Source organism: Natronospira elongata (assembly GCF_034931365.1).
GTDB lineage: Bacteria > Pseudomonadota > Gammaproteobacteria > Natronospirales > Natronospiraceae > Natronospira > Natronospira elongata.
In genome coordinates, this window is sequence record NZ_JAYGII010000019.1 from 24,929 (window position 1) to 43,735 (window position 18,807).

At 62.3% G+C, this 18,807-nt stretch carries 15 protein-coding genes; 5 read left to right on the plus strand and 10 right to left on the minus strand.

Going from position 1 to position 18,807, the window contains the following annotated elements; genetic code table 11:
- The first annotated feature begins 236 nt into the window (after positions 1-236).
- Positions 237-1,145 (plus strand): LpxL/LpxP family Kdo(2)-lipid IV(A) lauroyl/palmitoleoyl acyltransferase, encoded by a 909-nt coding sequence (lpxL, locus tag VCB98_RS09405; protein WP_346051995.1) that lies wholly within the window; start codon positions 237-239, stop codon positions 1,143-1,145.
- A 288-nt stretch (positions 1,146-1,433) separates the two neighbouring features.
- Here lpxL and yihG read toward each other — a convergent pair whose 3' ends face one another.
- Positions 1,434-2,309 (minus strand): 1-acylglycerol-3-phosphate O-acyltransferase, YihG family, encoded by an 876-nt coding sequence (gene yihG / locus VCB98_RS09410; RefSeq protein WP_346051996.1) that lies wholly within the window; start codon positions 2,307-2,309, stop codon positions 1,434-1,436.
- Positions 2,310-2,317: 8 nt separating this feature from the next.
- Positions 2,318-3,049, minus strand: coding sequence for a 3-deoxy-D-manno-octulosonic acid kinase (locus VCB98_RS09415; protein WP_346051997.1), 732 nt, complete (start codon positions 3,047-3,049; stop codon positions 2,318-2,320).
- Here VCB98_RS09415 and VCB98_RS09420 point away from each other — a divergent pair.
- A complete protein-coding gene (locus VCB98_RS09420) occupies positions 3,048-4,112 on the plus strand; it encodes a glycosyltransferase family 9 protein (RefSeq protein WP_346051998.1) in 1,065 nt (354 codons plus the stop codon). The genes VCB98_RS09415 and VCB98_RS09420 overlap by 2 nt on opposite strands.
- Positions 4,113-4,185: 73 nt before the next feature.
- Positions 4,186-4,779: a carboxymuconolactone decarboxylase family protein gene (locus VCB98_RS09425; protein WP_346051999.1), complete on the plus strand. Its 594-nt coding sequence runs from the start codon at positions 4,186-4,188 to the stop codon at positions 4,777-4,779.
- A 172-nt stretch (positions 4,780-4,951) separates the two neighbouring features.
- Here VCB98_RS09425 and VCB98_RS09430 read toward each other — a convergent pair whose 3' ends face one another.
- Both VCB98_RS09430 and VCB98_RS09435 read right to left on the minus strand, forming a co-directional pair.
- Positions 4,952-6,040 (minus strand): glycosyltransferase family protein, encoded by a 1,089-nt coding sequence (locus VCB98_RS09430; RefSeq protein ID WP_346052000.1) that lies wholly within the window; start codon positions 6,038-6,040, stop codon positions 4,952-4,954.
- 6 nt (positions 6,041-6,046) lie between these two features.
- The gene (locus VCB98_RS09435) at positions 6,047-6,259 is read right to left on the minus strand and encodes a zinc-finger domain-containing protein (protein WP_374729207.1); all 213 of its coding nucleotides are present in this window, start codon (positions 6,257-6,259) and stop codon (positions 6,047-6,049) included.
- A gap of 474 nt (positions 6,260-6,733) precedes the next feature.
- On the opposite strand from VCB98_RS09435, the gene VCB98_RS09440 reads away from it, so the two are divergent.
- Positions 6,734-7,675 (plus strand): IS110 family RNA-guided transposase, encoded by a 942-nt coding sequence (locus VCB98_RS09440; protein WP_346052001.1) that lies wholly within the window; start codon positions 6,734-6,736, stop codon positions 7,673-7,675.
- A 141-nt stretch (positions 7,676-7,816) separates the two neighbouring features.
- On the opposite strand, the gene glnE is transcribed toward VCB98_RS09440, so the two are convergent.
- Together glnE and VCB98_RS09450 are read right to left on the minus strand one after the other, a co-directional pair.
- Positions 7,817-10,627 carry a bifunctional [glutamate--ammonia ligase]-adenylyl-L-tyrosine phosphorylase/[glutamate--ammonia-ligase] adenylyltransferase gene (gene glnE / locus VCB98_RS09445; protein ID WP_346052002.1) on the minus strand — a complete coding sequence of 937 codons (2,811 nt, stop codon included), beginning with the start codon at positions 10,625-10,627 and terminating at the stop codon, positions 7,817-7,819.
- Between the two features lie 117 nt (positions 10,628-10,744).
- Positions 10,745-11,302, minus strand: coding sequence for a hypothetical protein (locus VCB98_RS09450; RefSeq protein ID WP_346052003.1), 558 nt, complete (start codon positions 11,300-11,302; stop codon positions 10,745-10,747).
- A 222-nt stretch (positions 11,303-11,524) separates the two neighbouring features.
- Between VCB98_RS09450 and rlmKL the strand changes: the two genes are divergently transcribed.
- Positions 11,525-13,603, plus strand: a complete 2,079-nt coding sequence (gene rlmKL / locus VCB98_RS09455; protein ID WP_346052004.1) for a bifunctional 23S rRNA (guanine(2069)-N(7))-methyltransferase RlmK/23S rRNA (guanine(2445)-N(2))-methyltransferase RlmL — start codon at positions 11,525-11,527, stop codon at positions 13,601-13,603.
- 2 nt (positions 13,604-13,605) lie between these two features.
- Here the strand turns inward: rlmKL and VCB98_RS09460 are convergent, their stop codons facing one another.
- The 4 genes from VCB98_RS09460 to ttcA all read right to left on the minus strand — a co-directional run bounded on the left by VCB98_RS09460 (position 13,606) and on the right by ttcA (position 18,722).
- Positions 13,606-15,423 carry a sensor domain-containing diguanylate cyclase gene (locus tag VCB98_RS09460; protein ID WP_346052005.1) on the minus strand — a complete coding sequence of 606 codons (1,818 nt, stop codon included), beginning with the start codon at positions 15,421-15,423 and terminating at the stop codon, positions 13,606-13,608.
- A gap of 167 nt (positions 15,424-15,590) precedes the next feature.
- Positions 15,591-17,243 carry a chaperonin GroEL gene (groL, locus tag VCB98_RS09465; RefSeq protein WP_346052006.1) on the minus strand — a complete coding sequence of 551 codons (1,653 nt, stop codon included), beginning with the start codon at positions 17,241-17,243 and terminating at the stop codon, positions 15,591-15,593.
- A gap of 62 nt (positions 17,244-17,305) precedes the next feature.
- Positions 17,306-17,596, minus strand: a complete 291-nt coding sequence (gene groES, locus VCB98_RS09470) for a co-chaperone GroES (RefSeq protein WP_346052007.1) — start codon at positions 17,594-17,596, stop codon at positions 17,306-17,308.
- A gap of 316 nt (positions 17,597-17,912) precedes the next feature.
- Complete coding sequence (ttcA, locus tag VCB98_RS09475) at positions 17,913-18,722, minus strand: tRNA 2-thiocytidine(32) synthetase TtcA (protein WP_346052008.1); 810 nt, start codon at positions 18,720-18,722, stop codon at positions 17,913-17,915.
- Between the last annotated feature and the right edge of the window lie 85 nt (positions 18,723-18,807).

Genomic DNA, 18,807 nt, shown 5'->3' on the forward strand with positions numbered 1-18,807 from the left:
AAAGGCGCAGAGAAATTCAAAACCATTTTTACCGTGGAGGCGCTGAGGCGCGGAGGGTTGGCTTTGAGTGGGGTGACTACTCTGTGGGAGCGGCACCAGAATAGCAGTATCTCAGCGCCTCAGGGGAAAATACACTTTTGGTTTTCTTAGCGTCTTTTCGTCTTTGCGCGAGGCCGCCTTTTGGTGTTTTCTTTTTCTCTGCCTGTGGCAAGATCAATAGGATGAGTGACAACAACATGAAAGCCCCTCTACACCCCCGTTACTGGATTGGCTGGCTGGCCTTTAGTCTGTTGCGGGTAGCCATCCTCCTGCCCTATGGGGCTCAGATTCGGGTGGGGCGTGTCCTTGGTCGGCTGATGCAGAAGCTCGCGGGCCGTCGCCAGCGGGTGGCGGAATATAATCTGCGGGTCTGTTTCCCCGACTGGTCGGAAGAAAAGCGTCAGCAACTGATCCGGGAACATTTCGAGGCCCTGGGCATCGCTCTGTTCGAGATCGGCATGTGCTGGTGGGCTTCCGACCGACGCCTCAAGGGTCTGGTGGAGATCGAGGGCCTGGAGCATCTGGATGCGGCCCTGGACAAAGGCAAGGGCGCCATTCTGCTGTCTGCCCATTTCACCACCCTTGAAATCGGCGGCCGGCTGCTCTCTCTTTACCGGCCCTTTCATCTCATGTATCGGCCCAATCGCAACGAACTGCTGGAATACATCAGCAAGCGCCGGCGCGAGGCCCACTTCGAAAAGGCCATCCCACGGGACTCGGTGCGAGAACTGCTGAAGAGCCTGAAGCAAAACATGACCGTCTGGTATGCCCCCGACCAGGGCTACCAGGGAGCGAACGCTGTCACCGTGCCCTTCTTCGGCGTCCCTGCCCCCACCAACCCGGCCACCCATCGCCTCGCCCGCATCAGCGGCGCCACGGTCATGCCCTTCTGGGTGGAGCGACTGCCGGATAAACAAGGCTACAAGCTGCGCATTGATTCCCCCATCGAGGGCATGGCCGAGATGAGTCCGGAACAGGACGGCGCCACCGTCAACAGCCTTATCGAAGCCGAGGCCCGCCGCGTCCCGGAGCAATACCTCTGGACCCACAACCGCTTCAAGACCACCGAACACCGAAAGCACGAGAAACGGCAAAAGAAAAGATAGCCTCGCGCAAAGGCGCCAAGGCGCAAAGAAATTCAAAAATTCAAAAGCTATTTCGCGCAGAGACGCAGAGGGGGTTATGTTGTGGGATAGGCTTTAGCCTCGATGTCCACCAGCTGATGGCACTGTCGAGGCTAAAGCCTCTCCCACAGACCAGAAGCTCCCTCCCACAAAGGCAACCTCTCTGCGTCTCAGCGTCTCTGCGCGAGCAATATGATTTTTCTTTCTTTGCGTCTTGGCGACTTTGCGCGAGGCCGCTTTTTCTTTCCTCTCGACGCCCCCCGCGCGAGGCTAATCCTTCATCTTTTCCAGGCGCTGATCCTTTTCTTCCCAGAGCTGATTGACCCACTGCTGAAAGCGGGCCCGGAATTCCGGGTCATTCTGGTAGTCGCCCTGAGTCATCTCGGTCGGGATGGGCAGCTTGCGGACATGCACCTGAACACGGGGAACGCGGTTGGAGAGGAATTGCCAGAAGCCCGGCTTGCCGCCCGGATAACGAATGGTGACATCGATCAGGCCATCGAGCTGATCATTCATGGCGCTAAGCACGAAGGAGATGCCCCCGGCACGGGGACGCAGGAGATTGGTGAACGGTGAGTCCTGCTTTTCATGCTTGGCCCAGGTGAAGCGGGTGCCTTCCGGGTAGTTGATGATGGTTGCGGGCAGCCCGCGCATCCGCTCACAGGCGATCTTTGTGGCTTCCAGATCCCGTCCCTGCTTTTCCGGGTTCTTCCTGATCTCGGCCTTGGAGTAACGCTTCATGAAAGGATACTCCAGGGCCCAGAAGGCCATGCCCAGCAACGGCAGCCAGATCAGCTCCTGCTTCAGGAAAAAACGATAGAAGGGGGCACGGCCATCGAAGACCTCAATCAGGACCGGAATATCCACCCAGCTCTGGTGGTTACAGATCAGCATGTAACTGTGTTGCCGATCCACATCAAGATCACCACTGACTTCATAGCGGGTCTGCAGCACTAACCTGAAGGTTCGGACCACCAGCCAGGCCCAGATCTCGGCAATGCCGATGACAATCCGGGTTCCAAAACGCCGAAAGCGCCGATTGGGCACCAGCAGCTTGATCAGGGCGGTCAACATCATGGGCACGATGAGCACCACCGTGGCCGGAATGATGATGATCTGGCTCAACACACCACGCAGGATATTCATTCTCGTTATCAACCCTTTTTGATGACATCCCGCCAGCCCTGTTCCAGGGCCAGCCAGGCTTGCTGCCATTGAGCTTCTTCTGCCCAGTCAGACGCCAGGATTTTTTTCACCGAGCGTTGCAATCGCTCCAGATTGCGGCGTTGCCAGTGACCGGGCCGGCGCCATTGGCTACGGTCAAAATCGATCAAATGGACACACTCCCCTTCCACCAGAATATTATGGGCATTGAGATCCGCATGGAATATGCCCTCGGCATGAAAGCGTCCGATTACCTCACCGACCCGCCGGAACAGGCCGGGATCACTGTCACCCTCCATCAACCGTTTGGACAGGGGCTGTCCCGGCACCCGCACGCTAATCAGGTCTGCCCGGTAAAGCAGCCCTTGGCGGCTGAGACAGGCACCAACAGGGGCAGGAACAGGCAGGCCCCGCGCTTCCATTGCCCGCAACAGACGCAGCTCCCGAAAGGGCCGGCTACGCTCGGCGCCGGTATAGAGATAGGTATCTTCAACCCAGCGGCTCACCATGCCGCCCCGACGATAATGACGTAGAACCCATTGCTCGGTGTCGATGTTCAGAAACCAGGCACTGCCCCGCCCCTTGGCCTCGCCAATCACCCGACCCGCCCCCTGCCACCATCGGGGCTCGAAGTGCTGGGGCTTCGGGTGGCCCAGGCGGCGGTCATCCGCTAGCATGAGGCAGCTTTCCTGCCGGCTTAGAAACAGGGATTCAGAATTCATGAGCGCCGATTACCCTTCCAGCGATGCACCGCGCGCCATCGCCATGCTGCGCCTGTCCGCCATTGGCGATGTCTGCCACACAGTGCCAGTACTTCGCGCCCTCCAGGACCGCTGGCCGGATACCCCCATTACCTGGGTGATCGGCAAACTGGAAGCCAGCCTGGTGGGCGACATCGAAGGGGTGGAGTTTATCAGTTTCGACAAGAAGGCCGGATGGTCCGGCTATCGAGCCCTCGGCCAGACCCTGGCCGGACGAGACTACGATGCCCTGCTGCACATGCAGGTGGCCCTGCGCGCCAGCCTGGCCAGCCGCCGGATTCCGGCCCGCCGCCGGATCGGCTTTGACCGCGCTCGCGCCCGGGACTGGCAGTGGCTGTTCACCAACGAGGCCATCCCCGCCCGGCCGCAACAGCATGTGATGGAAGGCCTGCTGGCATTCGCGGCCCAGCTTGGCGCCGACATCAGTCGACCGCGCTGGGACATCCCGGTCCCGGAGGCCGACGAGGCTTTCGCCCGCGAACATATCCCCGATCAGGGCCCCGCCCTGATCCTCAGCCCCTGCTCCAGTCAGCGGTCGCGCAACTTCCGCGACTGGCGGCCGGAACGCTATGCCGCGGTGATCGACCACGCGGCCCGGCACCATGGTCTGGGCACCATCATCACCGGCGGACCCACGGACCGGGAGCGGGACATGGCCGAGGCCATCATGGGCCACTGCCACCATCAGCCCGCCAACCTGGTGGGCCAGACCGGTCTAAAGCAACTGTTCGCCCTGATTCGCCGGGCCCGGGCGGTAGTCTGCCCGGACTCCGGCCCCGCGCACATGGGCACCGCCGCCGGCACCCCGGTGATCGGCCTCTATGCCAGTTCCAATCCCGATCGCACCGGTCCCTATTTCAGCCGCCAGTGGTGCGTCAATCACTATCCAGAAGCCCTCAAGGCCGAGACCGGTAAAGGGGTTGATGACGTCCGCTGGGGCACGCGAGTGCGCGACCCGCAGGTCATGGAGCGGATCACCGTGGCCGAAGTCACCGAAAAACTGGATGCATTGATGGCGCAGTAGTAATTTTTCGCCGTCACCGGCGTCCCCGATGCTGACCAATCTACTTTTCAGCATGCCAACAGGAGCCGACACCATGGCCTATATGAAGCCTCTGCCCAAGGATGCCACCCCCGAGCTGGCCGAGGATTTCCAAGTCTTCGAGGATATTCTCGGGTTCGTCCCCAACAGCCTGCTCACCATGCAGCGCCGACCGAAGATGGTAAAAGCCTTCGGTGAGCTGACCCGGGCGGTAATGGATCCCCAGGGTGCCGTGGACCCGGGCTTCAAGCGACTGATCGCCTACTTCGCCAGCCGGGCCGCAGGCTGTCAGTACTGCGAGGCCCATTCCCTGGTCGCCGCCCAGATCAAGGGTATCCCCAAGGAGAAGGTCGATGCGGTCTGGGAGTACCAAACCAGCCCCCACTACAGCGAAGCCGAACGCGCCGCACTGGATTTTGCCCTGGCTGCCGGTTCCGTCCCCAATGCCGTGGATGAAGAAATCTTCACCCGCCTGCGTGAGCACTGGGACGAAGATCAGATCGTGGAGATTCTCGGTGCCATCTCCCTCTACGGCTTCCTCAACCGCTGGAACGACTCCATGGCCACCGACCTGGAAGATAGCGCGATTGAGCTGGGCAAGGAAGTGCTCGCCAAGGGGGGCTGGACCGGAGGCAAGCATGTGAAGTGAGCAGCGAGCTACGAGCTACGAGCTACGAGCTACGAGCTACGAGCTACGAGCTACGAGCTGGCAGATTCTAGCCGTGGGAGCTGGGCTTCGGCGAAGCCCTGTCGCGAACCAGCACGCCCTCTACTACCCCGCTGTAGGCGCGGATAAATCCGCGCCTACAGCGGGGCAATAGTTACCGCTGGCGGAGCAGAACCAGCAGATCCTTCGCCACCTCATCCACATCATTACGCATACCGGCATCGCGGACCGCGGTCTGCTGGGCATGGCGGCGGGACTCGTCCTGAGCCAGGGCGATGGCGGCATCGGCGATGGCCTGTTCATCCATCTCGGCAGCACTGGCCAGGCCACGGCGGGAGAACTCGGCGATCCGGGGCGGCTGATCATCACCGCCGGCCGGGACCATGACCGCCGGCACGCCAATGGACAGGGTCTGGGCGGTCATCATGCTGCCGGCCCCGATCACCGCCAGGCGGGCACCATGGAGTAGCTGGGTCAGATCCTGGGTGGGCAGGCTGGAAACCACGCGCACCCGCTCATGGTCCTCATGGTCGTTCACCTCACCCTGATACTGGGGCCCCATGACCATGACACAGGCCAGGCCGGTGGCCTCGCTGACCTTTGCCGCGGCGCCCAGCATGATCTCCGGTACCGGCCGGCCCCGATAGTGATAGCCGCCACCGCCCGGGGCCAGCACCACATAGTCCTCCTGTGGCAGGCCCAGTTCCTCGCAGAGTTCGCGTCGGCGGGCGCTGTCCACGCTCGGGGCAATGCCGCTGAAAAAGCGGGTGGCCAGATGGGGGAAGAGTCGCAGCTTGAGGCGATGCCAGGGACCCAGTCGGGGTTCGGCCTCGCCGGGCGCGGCCATCAGATGCAGGTCGAGCGTCGGCATCATGCGCAGGCGGAAGGCCTTGCGCCGCTTGTTAGGGCGATCACTCAGCCAGACGACCCGGGCACCACTCTCGCGCGCTGCCCGGAACTGGGCCATGCGGCCGGCGGAGTCGAAGAACACCAGATCAGGGGACAGGCCGCGAATGTGCTCGACGGTCTCATGAACGGCGCGGGTGGGGCTGTCGGGCAGCTCGTGATACTGAAAGGCCGGGTCCCGCTCCAGCCTGGCTTCGTGGCTGACCACGAAATGCACCAGGGCGTCGGGGCACAGGCCCGTCAGGGCCCGGGCGATGGCCAGACAGCGGTAATACTCGCCGGATCCGCCCGACCCGCTGACGGGCACGAACAGGACCGTCGGCGATGGGGCGGACAAGAGGGGTCAGTCCTTGAGGACGTAAAGGGCGCCGCAGTAGCCGCAGCGGGCTTCGCCCTTCTCAGCCACCGGGATATAGACCCGGGGGTGGGAGTTCCACAGGCTCATGCCGGGCATCGGGCAGTGAACGGGCAGATCATCCCGGGTGACTTCGTAATGCTTGCGATCGTTGGGGGTCGCCTGATCCCGGGCGATACCCTGGGCCTTGCTCTGCGCCACGATGACCTCCTGGATTGAGTGATTTGCCTGCCGGCCGGGGAGTCGGCCGGGGCGAATTATAACAGGGAATCCGGCTGGTCAGGTTGACCGGTGGCTTTGACTGGGGTGGTGCCCTTCGATAGCGGTGACGGGGGCGTCCCGGCCACGGTCCTGGTGGGATCACCCGGGCGGTGCCAGCCGAGAGGTTTGGTTCAGGCTCGTGTTTTGGTGCGATCCGGAGGCTCTTAATCGCGGCTGAAGCCGCTTGTATGTTTTGCTCGGGCAGGTAAAAAGGAGACCTGTCGGGGCGGAGGGACTGAAGCCGCTTCTGGCGCTAAGCACAGACTGTGGGAGATATCGTCCCGCCCTCACCCTAAGTGCCGATAAGGAATCCATCGGCTGAGCCGCCCACCGGCTATAGACCGACGATATTGGCAAGCCAGCACTAAGGTGACCCCGACAGGCCAATTAAAACCCTAGCTTGGAGACTCCGTTATGGCAATGCCCGTACAGCCTGTCATCGTTGGTGTGGACGTCAGCAAGCAGACATTGTCCTGCGCGCGCTCCGATCAATCCGGCACCGAGACGATCTCCAACCAGAAACGCGCGATCCGGCAGTGGCTGAAAGCCCTGCCAGTGGAGAGCGCCCTTGCTGCCGAGGCTACCAGCACCTACCACCTGGAATTGGTGGAAATGGCCCATGCCATGGGCCATACGGTCTATCTTGTAGACGGATTTCGGCTCCACAATTACCGCAAAAGCGTCGGCGGACGGGCCAAGACCGACCGCACGGATGCCGAATTGCTGGTCCGCTACCTCAAGAACGAGGGCGAGGATCTGCGGCCCTGGAGCCCGCCTCCCAAGGCCTATCGCGCCATCCAGCAGCTGCTAGGCCGCCGGGCGACCTTGGTCTCAGCTCGGATCGCGCTCCAACAAAGCTTCGGAAACATGAAAGGCCTGGGGACCAGTCTCAAAGCAGTGATTCGCCAGATTGAGCGCTTGGATCAGCTGATCAGAAAGCGGCTCAAGGCGGCTCTGAAAGAGCATGGCTGGGCAGAGGATTATCGGCGGTGCATCCAGGTCGAAGGCATCGGTGAGCTGACTGCCAGCGCCCTTGTGACCACCTTTCGCCGGGGCACATTTCGAAGCTCGGATGCCTTTATCGCCTTTCTCGGACTGGATGTCCGGGCACGAGACTCAGGCGTCTCCAAGGGAAGACGAAAGCTCACCAAGCAGGGCAATCCCGAGCTCCGGCGTTTGCTACACAATGCCGCCATGGCAGCGCGGAACAGCCCCACTTGGCGGCCCGTCTACGAGCGCTATCTTGAGCGCGGCCTGAAAACCACCCAAGCCTTGGTCGCGCTCGCCCGGAAGCTGGCCAGAGTCGCTTTCGCACTCATGAAAAATCAGACTCAGTACCAGCCAAAATGCGCTTGAGGGGGTTGCGGTGAGACATAGAATCTCCCACGGCGGCTTCGGCATACGCTAAAGGCACCGTGGGAGCGGATTTATCCGCGATTTCCTCGGTCGCATCAAAGCCAAGCGGAACCAAATCCCACCGACACTGAAACAACCAACTCAACCACCGAGGTGCCGCTCCCAAATAGCCGTGACCTGTTCGCGGTGTGCCGCCAGATGCTCCACCTCGGAGTCCGAGGCTTCGCCCGCCAGGGTGCGGGCATGAAGGTGGGCGCGGAAGTCGGACGCGGCAGTGATCAGGGCTTCGGCTTCGTCGCTGGCAATGCAGTCATTGGCGGCAAGGGTTCGCAGCAGGGGAATGGTGCCGGTTTCCTCCAGCAACGCCGGCTTGTCGACGGCATGCTGCAGGGTCCAATACTGGCAGAGGAACTCCACATCGATCAGGCCACCGGGCAGGCGTTTGAGATCATCGCCCGCCGGCTGCTCGGCCAGCATCCTCGCCCGCATCTCCCGGATATCCTTGTGCAGGCCCTCCAAATCCCGGGGACGAGCCAGGATTGTCCTTCGGGCTTGTTCGAAAGCCCGCATCAGGTCCGGATCACCGGCCACCGGACGGGCCCGCAGAAGCGCCTGGTGCTCCCAGGTCCAGGCCTTTTCCAGTTGGTACGCCTCAAAGGCTTGCAGGCTGCTTACCAGAAGCCCGGCGGAGCCGCTGGGGCGCAGACGGGTGTCCACCTCGTACAGGACGCCGGCAGGGGTGGGTGTGGCGAGCTGATGGATGATGCGCTGGGCCAGGCGGGCGAAAAAGTGGCCGTTGTCGAGCGGCTTATCGCCATCGGTCTGCTGTTCGTCACCGGCACTGTCATGCAGAAAGACCAGGTCCAGGTCGGATCCATAGGCGAGTTCGGCGCTGCCCAGCTTGCCATAGGCGACGATGATGAAACCGCTGTCCCGCGGCTCGGGGGCACTACAGCGGGGCCGGCCATGACGGGCGATGAGGCCGTTGCGGGCGATGTCCAGGACGCGCTTCAGGATCAATTCGGCCACCAGTGACAGCCGGTCGCTGACCGCGGGTGCATCCAGGCAGTCGCTGATATCGGCCGCCGCCACCCGAAGCACGGCAGCCTGATGAAACTCGCGCAAGCCGTCCATGAGCCGCTCAAGATCGTCGCCGACCGGTGCCAAGAGCTCATCCAGTTCGCGGGCGTAATCCTCCGGATCCGGGGCCTGCTGAAAGATGCGTGGGTCAATCAGCTCATCCAGCAACAGGGGATGACGGGCAATGCGATCGGCGATCCAGGGGCTGGCCGAGCACAGGCGGCCGAGATGCTCCAGGGCCCGGGGATTTTCCACCAGCAGGGAGAGATAGGCTGTGCGGGTGGCGACGGCCTCCAGAACCGAGACCATGCGCTTCAGGCTCTGACCGGGGTTGGATCGACCGGCGGCAAGATGCAGTACCGAGGGCATCAGCCGGTCCAGTCGCTGCCGGCCCCGCTCGCCCATCCGGCGGACGGCATGTGAGGCACGCAGCTGTGCCAGTACCGACAGGGCCTGTTCGGGATCGGAAAAACCCGTGCGTCGCAACAGCTTTCGGGCCGTGTCGGCATCCAGACGCTCCCCCCAGAGGTCGGCGAAGACATCGTCCTGCCGTTGCTCCTCCGGCAGGGCCGGGCCGACAAAGACCTCGTCAAAGGCACGCCCTACTCCTTCGCGTACGTCCCCGATCCTTTGGGTGAGGGCCTCCCAGCTATCCTCGTCCATGGCTGCCAGCAATCGCCGACGATCATCGTCGTCCCGGGGCAATTCATGGGTCTGGGCATCGTGCAGCCCCTGGATGCGATTCTCCAGCATGCGCAGGAACTCATAGGCCTCCAACAGACCTCGAACTTCGTCAGCATCGATATGACCGGCCCGTGCAATGGCCTCAAGCGTCGGCAACAGCCGACGACTGCGCAACTCCGGCTCCCGACCGCCGCGAATCAACTGGAACAACTGGGCGATGAATTCAATCTCACGAATGCCGCCCCGCCCGAGCTTGATGTTGTTCTCCAGGCCCTTGCGGCGGACCTCGCGGCGGATGCCCTGCTTCATTTCCCGCAGCGAGGAAAAGACCGAATAGTCCAGGTAGCGACGATAGACGAAGGGCTGAAGATCCTTCATCAAGGCCTCCCCCGCCGCCAGGTCCCCGGCGACCGGGCGGGCCTTGATCAGGGCATAGCGCTCCCATTCCCGGCCATGGAGCTGGTAATAGGTTTCCATGCCATTGAAGTTCATGACCAGCGGCCCACTATCGCCGAAGGGCCGCAGGCGCATGTCCACCCGATAGGCCTGGCCGTCCGGGGTGATCTCATCCAGGACCCGAATCAGGCGACGGCCCAGGCGGGTGAAGAACTGCTCATTGTCCAGAACGCGACCACCATCCGTCTCGCCAGCTTCCGGGAAAGCAAAGATCAGGTCCACATCGGAGGAGAAGTTGAGCTCTCCACCACCCAGCTTGCCCAGACCCAGGACCACCATGCGCTGCGCATTGCCCTGCCCATCGCGGGGAATACCATGACGCTGTTGCAGCTCGGCCTCCACCCAGTCGTGGGCCAGACTGATCAGACAGTCCGCCAGGGCACTGACTGCCGCCAGGGTTTCGGCAAGCTCGGAGCGCCCGGTGAGGTCACGCCAGAGGGCCAGCACCAGCTCCCGATTGCGAGCCTGCCGCAGCCGACGCATGAGCTCGGCTTCACTGTCGGCCTCGGCTATCGGCTGGGCGCGCTCGACAATGGATTCCGGAGTTTGCGGGCGGGAGAGGCGCTCATCGGCCAGCAGCCAATCAGCGAGACCGGCATCCCGATTGAAGGCCGAGGCCAAAAAGGGACTGATTCCCAGCAGGCGATCGCCGTCGTGCTCTGACAGTTGCCGTCGCTGACTTTCGCTCAGATGGGTGGCTGGGGCGGGGGGCAGGTCCATCACATCACTCATGCCGGTTCACTGAAGTAGTCCGGCCATGATGCAGCAAGGTGGGTCAGGAAAAAAGAAAGCGGGGAGACCATCCGGCCTCCCCGCCAAGCTGAATCCCTTCAATTCCGATCAACCGCTTCAGAAGTTGAAGCTGGCGCCGAAGCGGATCAGGGTTTCGTCGATCACGTCATGATTGTAGATGTCGGCACCACCAAAAATGGCGATTTCCGGGGTCACGTTGTAGCTGCCCCGCAGGCCGATCACGATGTCGTCGTCATCCATCATGTCGAACATCAGGAACTCGGCCTTGGCCGTGAACGTGAACTCGGGGGTGACCGCGTAGTTCAGGGCACCGTGAACACCGATGGCATCATCGTCAAAGGAGAAGAAGGGGTTACTGAAATCCCAGTTCTGGAAGGAAGCACCGAACTCCAGAGACATCTGGTCGTTCATCTGCATCAGGTAACCACCACCAAAACGGACGATATCCTGCTCGACATCGCCTTCGTCAAGCATAGTAACGTCGGCGAACAGGCGGAACTGATCGGCAACCACGAAATCGGCCTCCAGGCCGAATCCGTCCAGGTCACCAAAATCGGCGTAGTATGCGCCCACACTGCCCTGGGCCATGGCGGCACCGGAACTCAGTGCAAAGGCACCAGCGGCAGCAAGAGCAAACTGCTTGCGGTTGATCATGATCTAACCTCCCTCTAAAAGGAAACGCGTTTGTATTCTTAAGCAATTGGGGATTTGGTTGAACACTCCCAGTCCAACCGTAACCCACACGCATTATCCACATTCTGCGTGGGGGATGCCAATGCCCCCTATGGGGCCCCCCGTGATAAGGGGCATTGATCAGGTATCATGCCCGCTCAACGGCCCCAATTGGGCCTTTCACAGATACCCAAGGAGTCAATCGTGGACCTGGTCCTGCTCTGCCCTCCTCATTGCGGCCCCTGGCTGGAAAAGGAGCTCGCCGCCCTGTCATTGCCGGTCACTGGCCGCAGCGGGCGGATGATTCGGGTGGAGACCGACCTGGAAGGGGTTTATCGCTGCTGCCTGCACAGCCGAGTTGCCTCCCGTGTGCTGCTCCCCCTCCATCAGGGACCGGCGGACGATGACGCCGCCTTTGTCAGCACGGTGGACCAGGTGGACTGGGCTGCCCAATTGCCGCCCGACGGCAGCCTGGGCATGGACTTCCGGGGAACCGGGGGATGGCTGCGCCACAGCCGCTTCGGCCAGCAACGCCTGAAGGACGTCATCGTCGACCAGCTCCGCGCCAAGGGACTGGAAAGTCCCAGGCTTACCCCGGACCGTCCGGATGTGCAGATTTACGCCCATTTCGATGGTGAGCGTCTGAGCCTGTATCGGGATCTCGGGGGTGGGCCGCTACACCAGCGCGGGTATCGCCGCCGCAGCGTCAGCGCCCCGATCAAGGAAAATCTCGCCGCGGCCGTGCTGATGGCCGCCGGATGGCCCGAACAGGGCAACCTCGTGGATCCCTTCTGTGGCAGCGGCACCCTAGTCATTGAGGCTGCCATGATGGCCGCGGGCATTCCTGCCGGCGTCCATCGCAGTCACTGGGGCTTCGCCGGCTGGCCGCAACACGACCCCGACCACTGGCAGCGACTGCTGTCCGAGGCGCGCCACAAGCTGCGGCAACTGTCATCACTGCCAGGCGTTCTGCGCGGTTATGACAAGGACCCGGACGCTATTGCGGCTGCCTGCGCCAATGCCCAGGCGGCTGGCCTGGGAGACTGGCTGGTATTCAGCCACCGGGAAATGACGGTGCTCGAGGCGCCGCCGAATTGCCAATCCGGCCTGGTGATCGGCAACCCGCCCTACGGAGAACGCCTGGAGGATCGCAAGGCCCTGCCCAGCCTCTACACCCGATTGGGTGAACGGCTGAGAGGGCCCTTCCAGCGCTGGCATGCCGCAATGCTTATGCCGGAGCCCGATCTGGACCGCTACACCGGCCTGGATCGCCGTCGCAGTCATCGCTTCAGAAACGGGGCCATTGACTGTCATCTGGTTCAGCTATGGTCGCCGCCGGCACGGGAAGGTCGAGACCTGGAGAACCGCCTGCAGAAAAATCTGCGTCACCTGCGCCGCTGGGCCCGTCGAGAGGAGACCGACGCCTTTCGAGCCTACGACGCCGACATCCCGGAATTCGCCCTGGCGGTGGACTGCTATGGCGCTCACGCCCTGGTCCAGGAATACGCCGCACCCAAGCAGATCCCGGCCGACAAGGCCCGTCGGCGACTGGCGGCCGGACTGACCGCGGTCAGTCATGCCCTGGACATCCCGGGCGAGAATATTCATCTGCGGACCCGGCGACCGCAAAAAGGCCGTGAACAATACAATCGACTGGACCAGCGGGAGCTGGAATTGACCGTGCAGGAGGGGCCGGCCCGCCTGATCGTCAACCTGAGCGACTACAACGACAGTGGCCTGTTTCTCGACCATCGGCCGGTGCGGGCCTGGCTCCGGGAGAAAGCCCGGGGCAAACGTTTCCTGAATCTATTTGCCTACACCGGCACCGCCAGCGTCCATGCCGCACTCGGTGGCGCCCGTAACACCACCAGCGTGGATCTCAACCGCAACTATTTGCGCTGGGCGGAACGCAACCTGGCGATCAACGGCTTCAAAGGCGACGACCATCGTCTGGTCCGTGCCGATTGCGTGGAATGGCTCAATCGTCAGACTGGCCGCTGGGACCTGATCCTGCTGGACCCGCCCACATTCTCGAACTCCAGCGATACTGACACCACGCTGGACATCCAGCGCGACCACCCGGCCCTCATTCAGGCCGCCCTGGACCGTCTGGTCCCGGATGGCTTGCTGGTCTTCTCCTGCAATCGGCGGGATTTCCGCCTGCAACTCGACGACAGTCAGGGGCTGAAGATTCAGGATATGACCAAGGCCAGCATCCCCGAGGATTTCAAGCGAAACCCCCGGATTCATCACTGCTGGTTCATCAGCAAGACAAAGGGATGAATTCAGGCCATCGGCGGCCGGCCAGACTCCGCGCCAACACCATTGGGCGCATAGCGACAGGTTTCGCCGGACTCACGGGCTTCTCTCAGGGCACTGCGGGCACGGCGCAAGACCTTGTCTGGACTGTCGTCGTCCTCCTCGAAACTGGCCACGCCAAACAATGCGGAGAGTGAGAACGGAATGTCTTCATAGGTGAACTCACCGGTGGCCAGTTCCCCGCCCAGACGTTTGGCTTGTTCAATCGCGGCATCCGCATCCATATCCGGCAGGATGAGCACAAACTCCACCCCTTCCAGGCGGGCCACGAAATCACCAGGACGGATGCTGCCTGCCAGCTTCTCGGCAAAATCGGCAATTGCCACATCACCAGCCTCGGGGCCCAGACGCTCATTGATCAGATTGATCTCATCCAGGGCACAAACCAGCAAGGACAGTGGTTGGGAGCGGCGCTGCTGACGGGCCCGTTCGTAACCGATGCGTTCCCGCCAGGCCTGGCGATTGGGCAGACGAGTCAAGGGATCGAGCACGGAACGTCGTGACTCTCGACGCAGACTGTCGCGCAACTGATCGCTCTCGCGCTCCAGCTCTTCCACCCGCTCGCGCATTTCGGAAAAACGTCTTTCCATCGCCCGCTCCCGTTCGTCATCCAGGCGCCGGCGTAATTTCAGGCCCTTGCCCAGGGCATCCAGATGCCGCGTGATCATCTTCTGCAACTGACCCATGTCCTGGCTGTCGGCAATGCCTCGCTGCATTTCATGGAGACTACCACTGAGGCGCTGATCCACCTCGTGAGTCTGCTCTGCGGAGCGGCGACGCTCCTCGTCCTCGGCATCGATATGGCCATCAAGTTCCGCCAGGCGATTGAGCGTCTTCTCCAGGAAGGCCCGCAAGCCCTTCCGCTCCTGTTCCACCTGGGTACGATAGTGGCGAATGACCCCGGATAACTCCGTCAGCCAGCCGGCCAGACAATCCGGATCACTGAAGGCCTCCTCGGCCTGCCGGGCCAGGGCATCGGCTGAGTCAGCGAACTCATCGGGCAACCGCAGGGCGGAGAGTACCTGGCGCAGGGCCTTTGGCCCCTCCAGCGCCGGCTTCACCCGCTCGACGGACGCGCTGTCATCCTCGGGTTGCTCCAGGGCCTGCTCCATCATCCCGGCAAGCTCAACCGCCACCGGAATCAGGGCATCACCGCCTTCCTGCTTGAGCCGTTGCGCCAGAACCTGCAAGCCCTGCTCCGGCCAGCGCGTCTGTAGCCGATCAATAATCAGCTCCAGGGCTTCAACACTCTGTCCCTTTCGCGCCCGACTGCCACCTAGCAAACGCCCAAACACGCCACGCTGGGCGGCTTCGGAAGCCGCATTCAGTTTCTCGGTAAGGAGGTTCTCCACCGCCATCGACAAGGCGGCCAGATCTTGCGTTTCCGCCCGATGGACGCGACTCAGCAAGCCGGCCAGGCGCGCATCATCGGGGTCCAGGCGGCGCAGCAGGGTGAGCAGATTCAGCAGCAAGGCCCGCAAAGGCTCACGACCTGGGGCATGAGACTCGGAACCCGCGGTCTCGGCCAGCAGGCGCACCCGCGCACTGATGGCATCAACCAGTGAGAGCACTTCATCGCTGGCCGTGTCAGTGTGGATAGCCTGACGAAGCCGTTCCAGGCGTCGGTCCAATTCGCGATCGCCGCCCAGACCCAATACCGCGATCCGGCTGACGGCCTGGCGCAGACGCTCTTCGAGCCGCGCAGCCGCCCGGGCCTCCTCCGACATCTGCTGAAGTACAGTGTGATAACGTGCTTTCCAGCCTTCCTCGGGCTCGCTTTTCATCCCGCTCCCTTTGCGATTTGTGGTCGCTCTTTCCCTAAGATAGCACGAAGCTAGTGCTTTGCGTGGCCCAAGGAGAACGGCCGACATCCGGATACGAAAAGGCCCCGCCTGAAATCAGGCGGGGCCTTCCAGTCATCCCTGAGGATGAGCGGAGATGGAACGGCGTCTTACATCATGCCGCCCATGCCACCCATGCCGCCCATGCCGCCCATGTCGGCACCGGCACCGGCGTTGTCATCGTCCTTCGGCAGCTCAGCCACCATGGCTTCGGTGGTGAGCATCAGAGCCGCCACGGAAGCGGCGTTCTGCAGGGCCGTCCGGGTCACCTTGGTGGGATCCAGGATACCGAACTCGACCATGTCGCCAAACTCATTCTTGGCCGCGTTGAAGCCGAAGTTGTCCTTGCCTTCGGCCACCTTGGCCACCACCACGTCAGGCTTGCCGCCGGCGTTGTAGACGATCTGACGCAGGGGCTCTTCCATGGCACGACGCAGGATGTCCACACCGGTGTTCTGATCGGTGTTGTCGCCGGTCAGCTTCTCGATGCCGACGCGGGCACGCAGCAGGGCCACGCCACCGCCAGGCACGATGCCTTCCTCAACCGCAGCACGGGTGGCGTGCAGGGCATCTTCCACGCGCGCCTTCTTCTCTTTCATTTCCACTTCGGTGGCCGCACCGACCTTGATCACGGCCACACCGCCGGCCAGCTTGGCCACGCGCTCTTGCAGCTTCTCGCGATCGTAATCAGAGCTGGACTCTTCGATCTGGCCACGGATCTGGTCAACGCGCTCCTTGATGCGGGCGTTGTCGCCGCCACCATCCACCACGGTGGTGTCGTCCTTGGAGACCTGCACCTTCTTGGCGGTACCCAGGTGATCCAGGGTAGCCTTCTCCAGGGACAGACCCACTTCCTCGGAGATCACGGTGCCGCCGGTCAGGACAGCCAGGTCTTCCAGCATGGCCTTGCGACGATCGCCGAAGCCGGGAGCCTTAACGGCAGCAACCTTGACGATGCCACGGATGTTGTTGACCACCAGAGTGGCCAGGGCTTCGCCTTCAATGTCCTCGGCCACGATCATCAGCGGCTTGTTGGACTTGGCCACGTTCTCCAGCACCGGCAACAGATCACGGATGTTGGAGATCTTCTTGTCGTGAATGAGGATGTAGGGGTCTTCCAGCTCGGCAGTCATGCTCTGCTGGTTGGTGACGAAGTAGGGGCTGAGGTAGCCGCGGTCGAACTGCATGCCCTCGACCACGTCCAGGTCGTTTTCCAGGCCCTGGCCTTCCTCGACGGTGATCACGCCTTCCTTGCCGACCTTCTTCATGGCATCGGCGATCAGTCGGCCGATTTCCTCGTCGGAGTTGGCGGAGATGGTGCCCACCTGGGCGATGGACTTGTCGTCATCGCAGGGCTTGGACAGCTTGCGGATTTCCTCGACGGCGGCCTTGGTGGCCTTGTCGATGCCCCGCTTCACTTCCATCGGCGCCATGCCGGCGGCGATGGCCTTCATGCCTTCCTTGAGGATGGACTGGGCCAGCACGGTGGCGGTGGTGGTGCCGTCACCGGCTTCGTCGGAAGTCTGGGAGGCAACTTCCTTGACCATTTGGGCGCCCATGTTCTCGAACTTGTCGTCCAGCTCGATTTCCTTGGCGACGGACACGCCGTCCTTGGTCACGGTGGGGGCGCCGAAGCTCTTGTCCAGCACCACATTGCGGCCACGCGGGCCCAGGGTCACCTTGACCGCATCGGCCAGGGTGTTGACGCCGCGAACCATGCGACCACGGGCGCTTTCACCAAAACGGACTTCTTTAGCAGCCATTGCTGTTCACCTCTTTGAAATTTGTTTCCACAGATGTTTCGGATCTTTCGGGTGCGCGATGTTCAGCCTTCGAAGACCGCCATGATGTCGTCTTCGCGCATCACCAGAACTTCCTCGCCGTCCACCTTCACTTCGGTGCCGGCGAACTTGCCGAACAGAACCTTGTCCCCGACCTTCACATCCAGGGCGCGGGTTTCGCCGCTATCCAGGGGCTTGCCGCTACCCACGGCGACCACTTCGCCACGGATCGGCTTCTCGGCCGCGGAATCGGGGATCACGATCCCGCCTTCGGTCTTGGTTTCTTCCTCAACGCGCTTGACGACCACGCGGTCATGCAACGGACGCATCTTCATGGGAGTCTCTCCTCCACGGTTTCAGGTTGGTACTGACAAGGATGGCGAGCCCTACGCCGGCAACGCCCGGAGGCGGACCTTTGTTAGCACTCACCGAATTCGAGTGCTAATAATAGGGACGGTCTTTGCGGAGTCAAGGGGGGAGGAGGGAAAAAAGTTCCCAGTGAACAGTTCCCAGTGAACAGTGGGGCCGTGCCGGCGGATATGCCGTGCTACTTCGGCGAAGCCGGTCATTCTCAACGCTCAGTCTGGTGCCAACATTGCAGGAAACAGCAGGCCGCTCGGCAGGCACGGCCCACTGTTCACTGGGAACTGTTTACTGGGAACTTTCTCCCACCCGCAGGCTGGCGAAATCGAACAACGCCCGGTCGGCCAGCTGGGAGGGGGAGACGTTCTGAATGGCGGTGAATATGGAGTCGATCCGGCCCGGGGCGGTTTTTTCCCATTCAGCCAGCATCGCCTTGATGGCCTGGCGCTGGAGATTGTCCTGGGAGCCGCAGAGATTGCAGGGAATGATGGGGTACTCGCAGGCACGGGCGTAGCGGGCGATTTCCTCCTCCCGGCAATAGGCGAGCGGACGGATCACCACATTACGGCCGTCGTCGGACTTGAGCTTGGGCGGCATGGCCTTGAGGCGGCCACCATTGAAGAGATTCAAAAACAGGGTCTCGACGATGTCATCCCGGTGATGGCCGAGGGCGATCTTGTTGAAGCCTTCCCGGTGGGCGTACTCATAGAGCGCCCCTCGCCGCATGCGGGAACACAGGCCGCAGAAACTCTTGTTCTCCGGCACCACCCGCTTGACCACACTATAAGTGTCCTGCTCGATCACGTGATAGTCCACGCCCAGGGACTCCAGGTAGTCCGGCAGGACATGCTCGGGGAAGCCGGGCTGCTTCTGGTCAAGGTTGACCGCCCGCAGCTCGAATCGCACCGGAGCCACCCGCTGGAGCTGGAGCAGCATGTCCAGCAATGTATAGGAGTCCTTGCCACCGGAGAGGCAGACCATGACCCGGTCGCCGTCCTCGATCATATTGAAATCCTGGATGGCGCGGCCGGTCTGGTTGCGCAGGCGCTTGCCCTGGCGACGGACGGAGTTACTGATATCTTCGGCGGTGGCGGACATTTGGCTGGCCTGATGTAAGCTAATAGGCATGGAAGCTTTGCGAGCAGTCATTGTACCCCGGTCAGGGGGGCGACGACCAAGGCCG

What these genes read in the sequence shown, in the direction of transcription:
- lpxL (WP_346051995.1), top strand. Translation starts at nt 237, where the DNA reads ATGAAAGCCCCTCTACACCCCCGTTACTGGATTGGCTGGCTGGCCTTT.
- yihG (WP_346051996.1), bottom strand. Translation starts at nt 2,309, where the DNA reads ATGAATATCCTGCGTGGTGTGTTGAGCCAGATCATCATCATTCCGGCC.
- VCB98_RS09420 (WP_346051998.1), top strand. Translation starts at nt 3,048, where the DNA reads ATGAGCGCCGATTACCCTTCCAGCGATGCACCGCGCGCCATCGCCATG.
- VCB98_RS09415 (WP_346051997.1), bottom strand. Translation starts at nt 3,049, where the DNA reads ATGAATTCTGAATCCCTGTTTCTAAGCCGGCAGGAAAGCTGCCTCATG.
- VCB98_RS09425 (WP_346051999.1), top strand. Translation starts at nt 4,186, where the DNA reads ATGGCCTATATGAAGCCTCTGCCCAAGGATGCCACCCCCGAGCTGGCC.
- VCB98_RS09440 (WP_346052001.1), top strand. Translation starts at nt 6,734, where the DNA reads ATGGCAATGCCCGTACAGCCTGTCATCGTTGGTGTGGACGTCAGCAAG.
- glnE (WP_346052002.1), bottom strand. Translation starts at nt 10,627, where the DNA reads ATGAGTGATGTGATGGACCTGCCCCCCGCCCCAGCCACCCATCTGAGC.
- VCB98_RS09450 (WP_346052003.1), bottom strand. Translation starts at nt 11,302, where the DNA reads ATGATCAACCGCAAGCAGTTTGCTCTTGCTGCCGCTGGTGCCTTTGCA.
- VCB98_RS09460 (WP_346052005.1), bottom strand. Translation starts at nt 15,423, where the DNA reads ATGAAAAGCGAGCCCGAGGAAGGCTGGAAAGCACGTTATCACACTGTA.
- groL (WP_346052006.1), bottom strand. Translation starts at nt 17,243, where the DNA reads ATGGCTGCTAAAGAAGTCCGTTTTGGTGAAAGCGCCCGTGGTCGCATG.
- groES (WP_346052007.1), bottom strand. Translation starts at nt 17,596, where the DNA reads ATGAAGATGCGTCCGTTGCATGACCGCGTGGTCGTCAAGCGCGTTGAG.
- ttcA (WP_346052008.1), bottom strand. Translation starts at nt 18,722, where the DNA reads ATGTCCGCCACCGCCGAAGATATCAGTAACTCCGTCCGTCGCCAGGGC.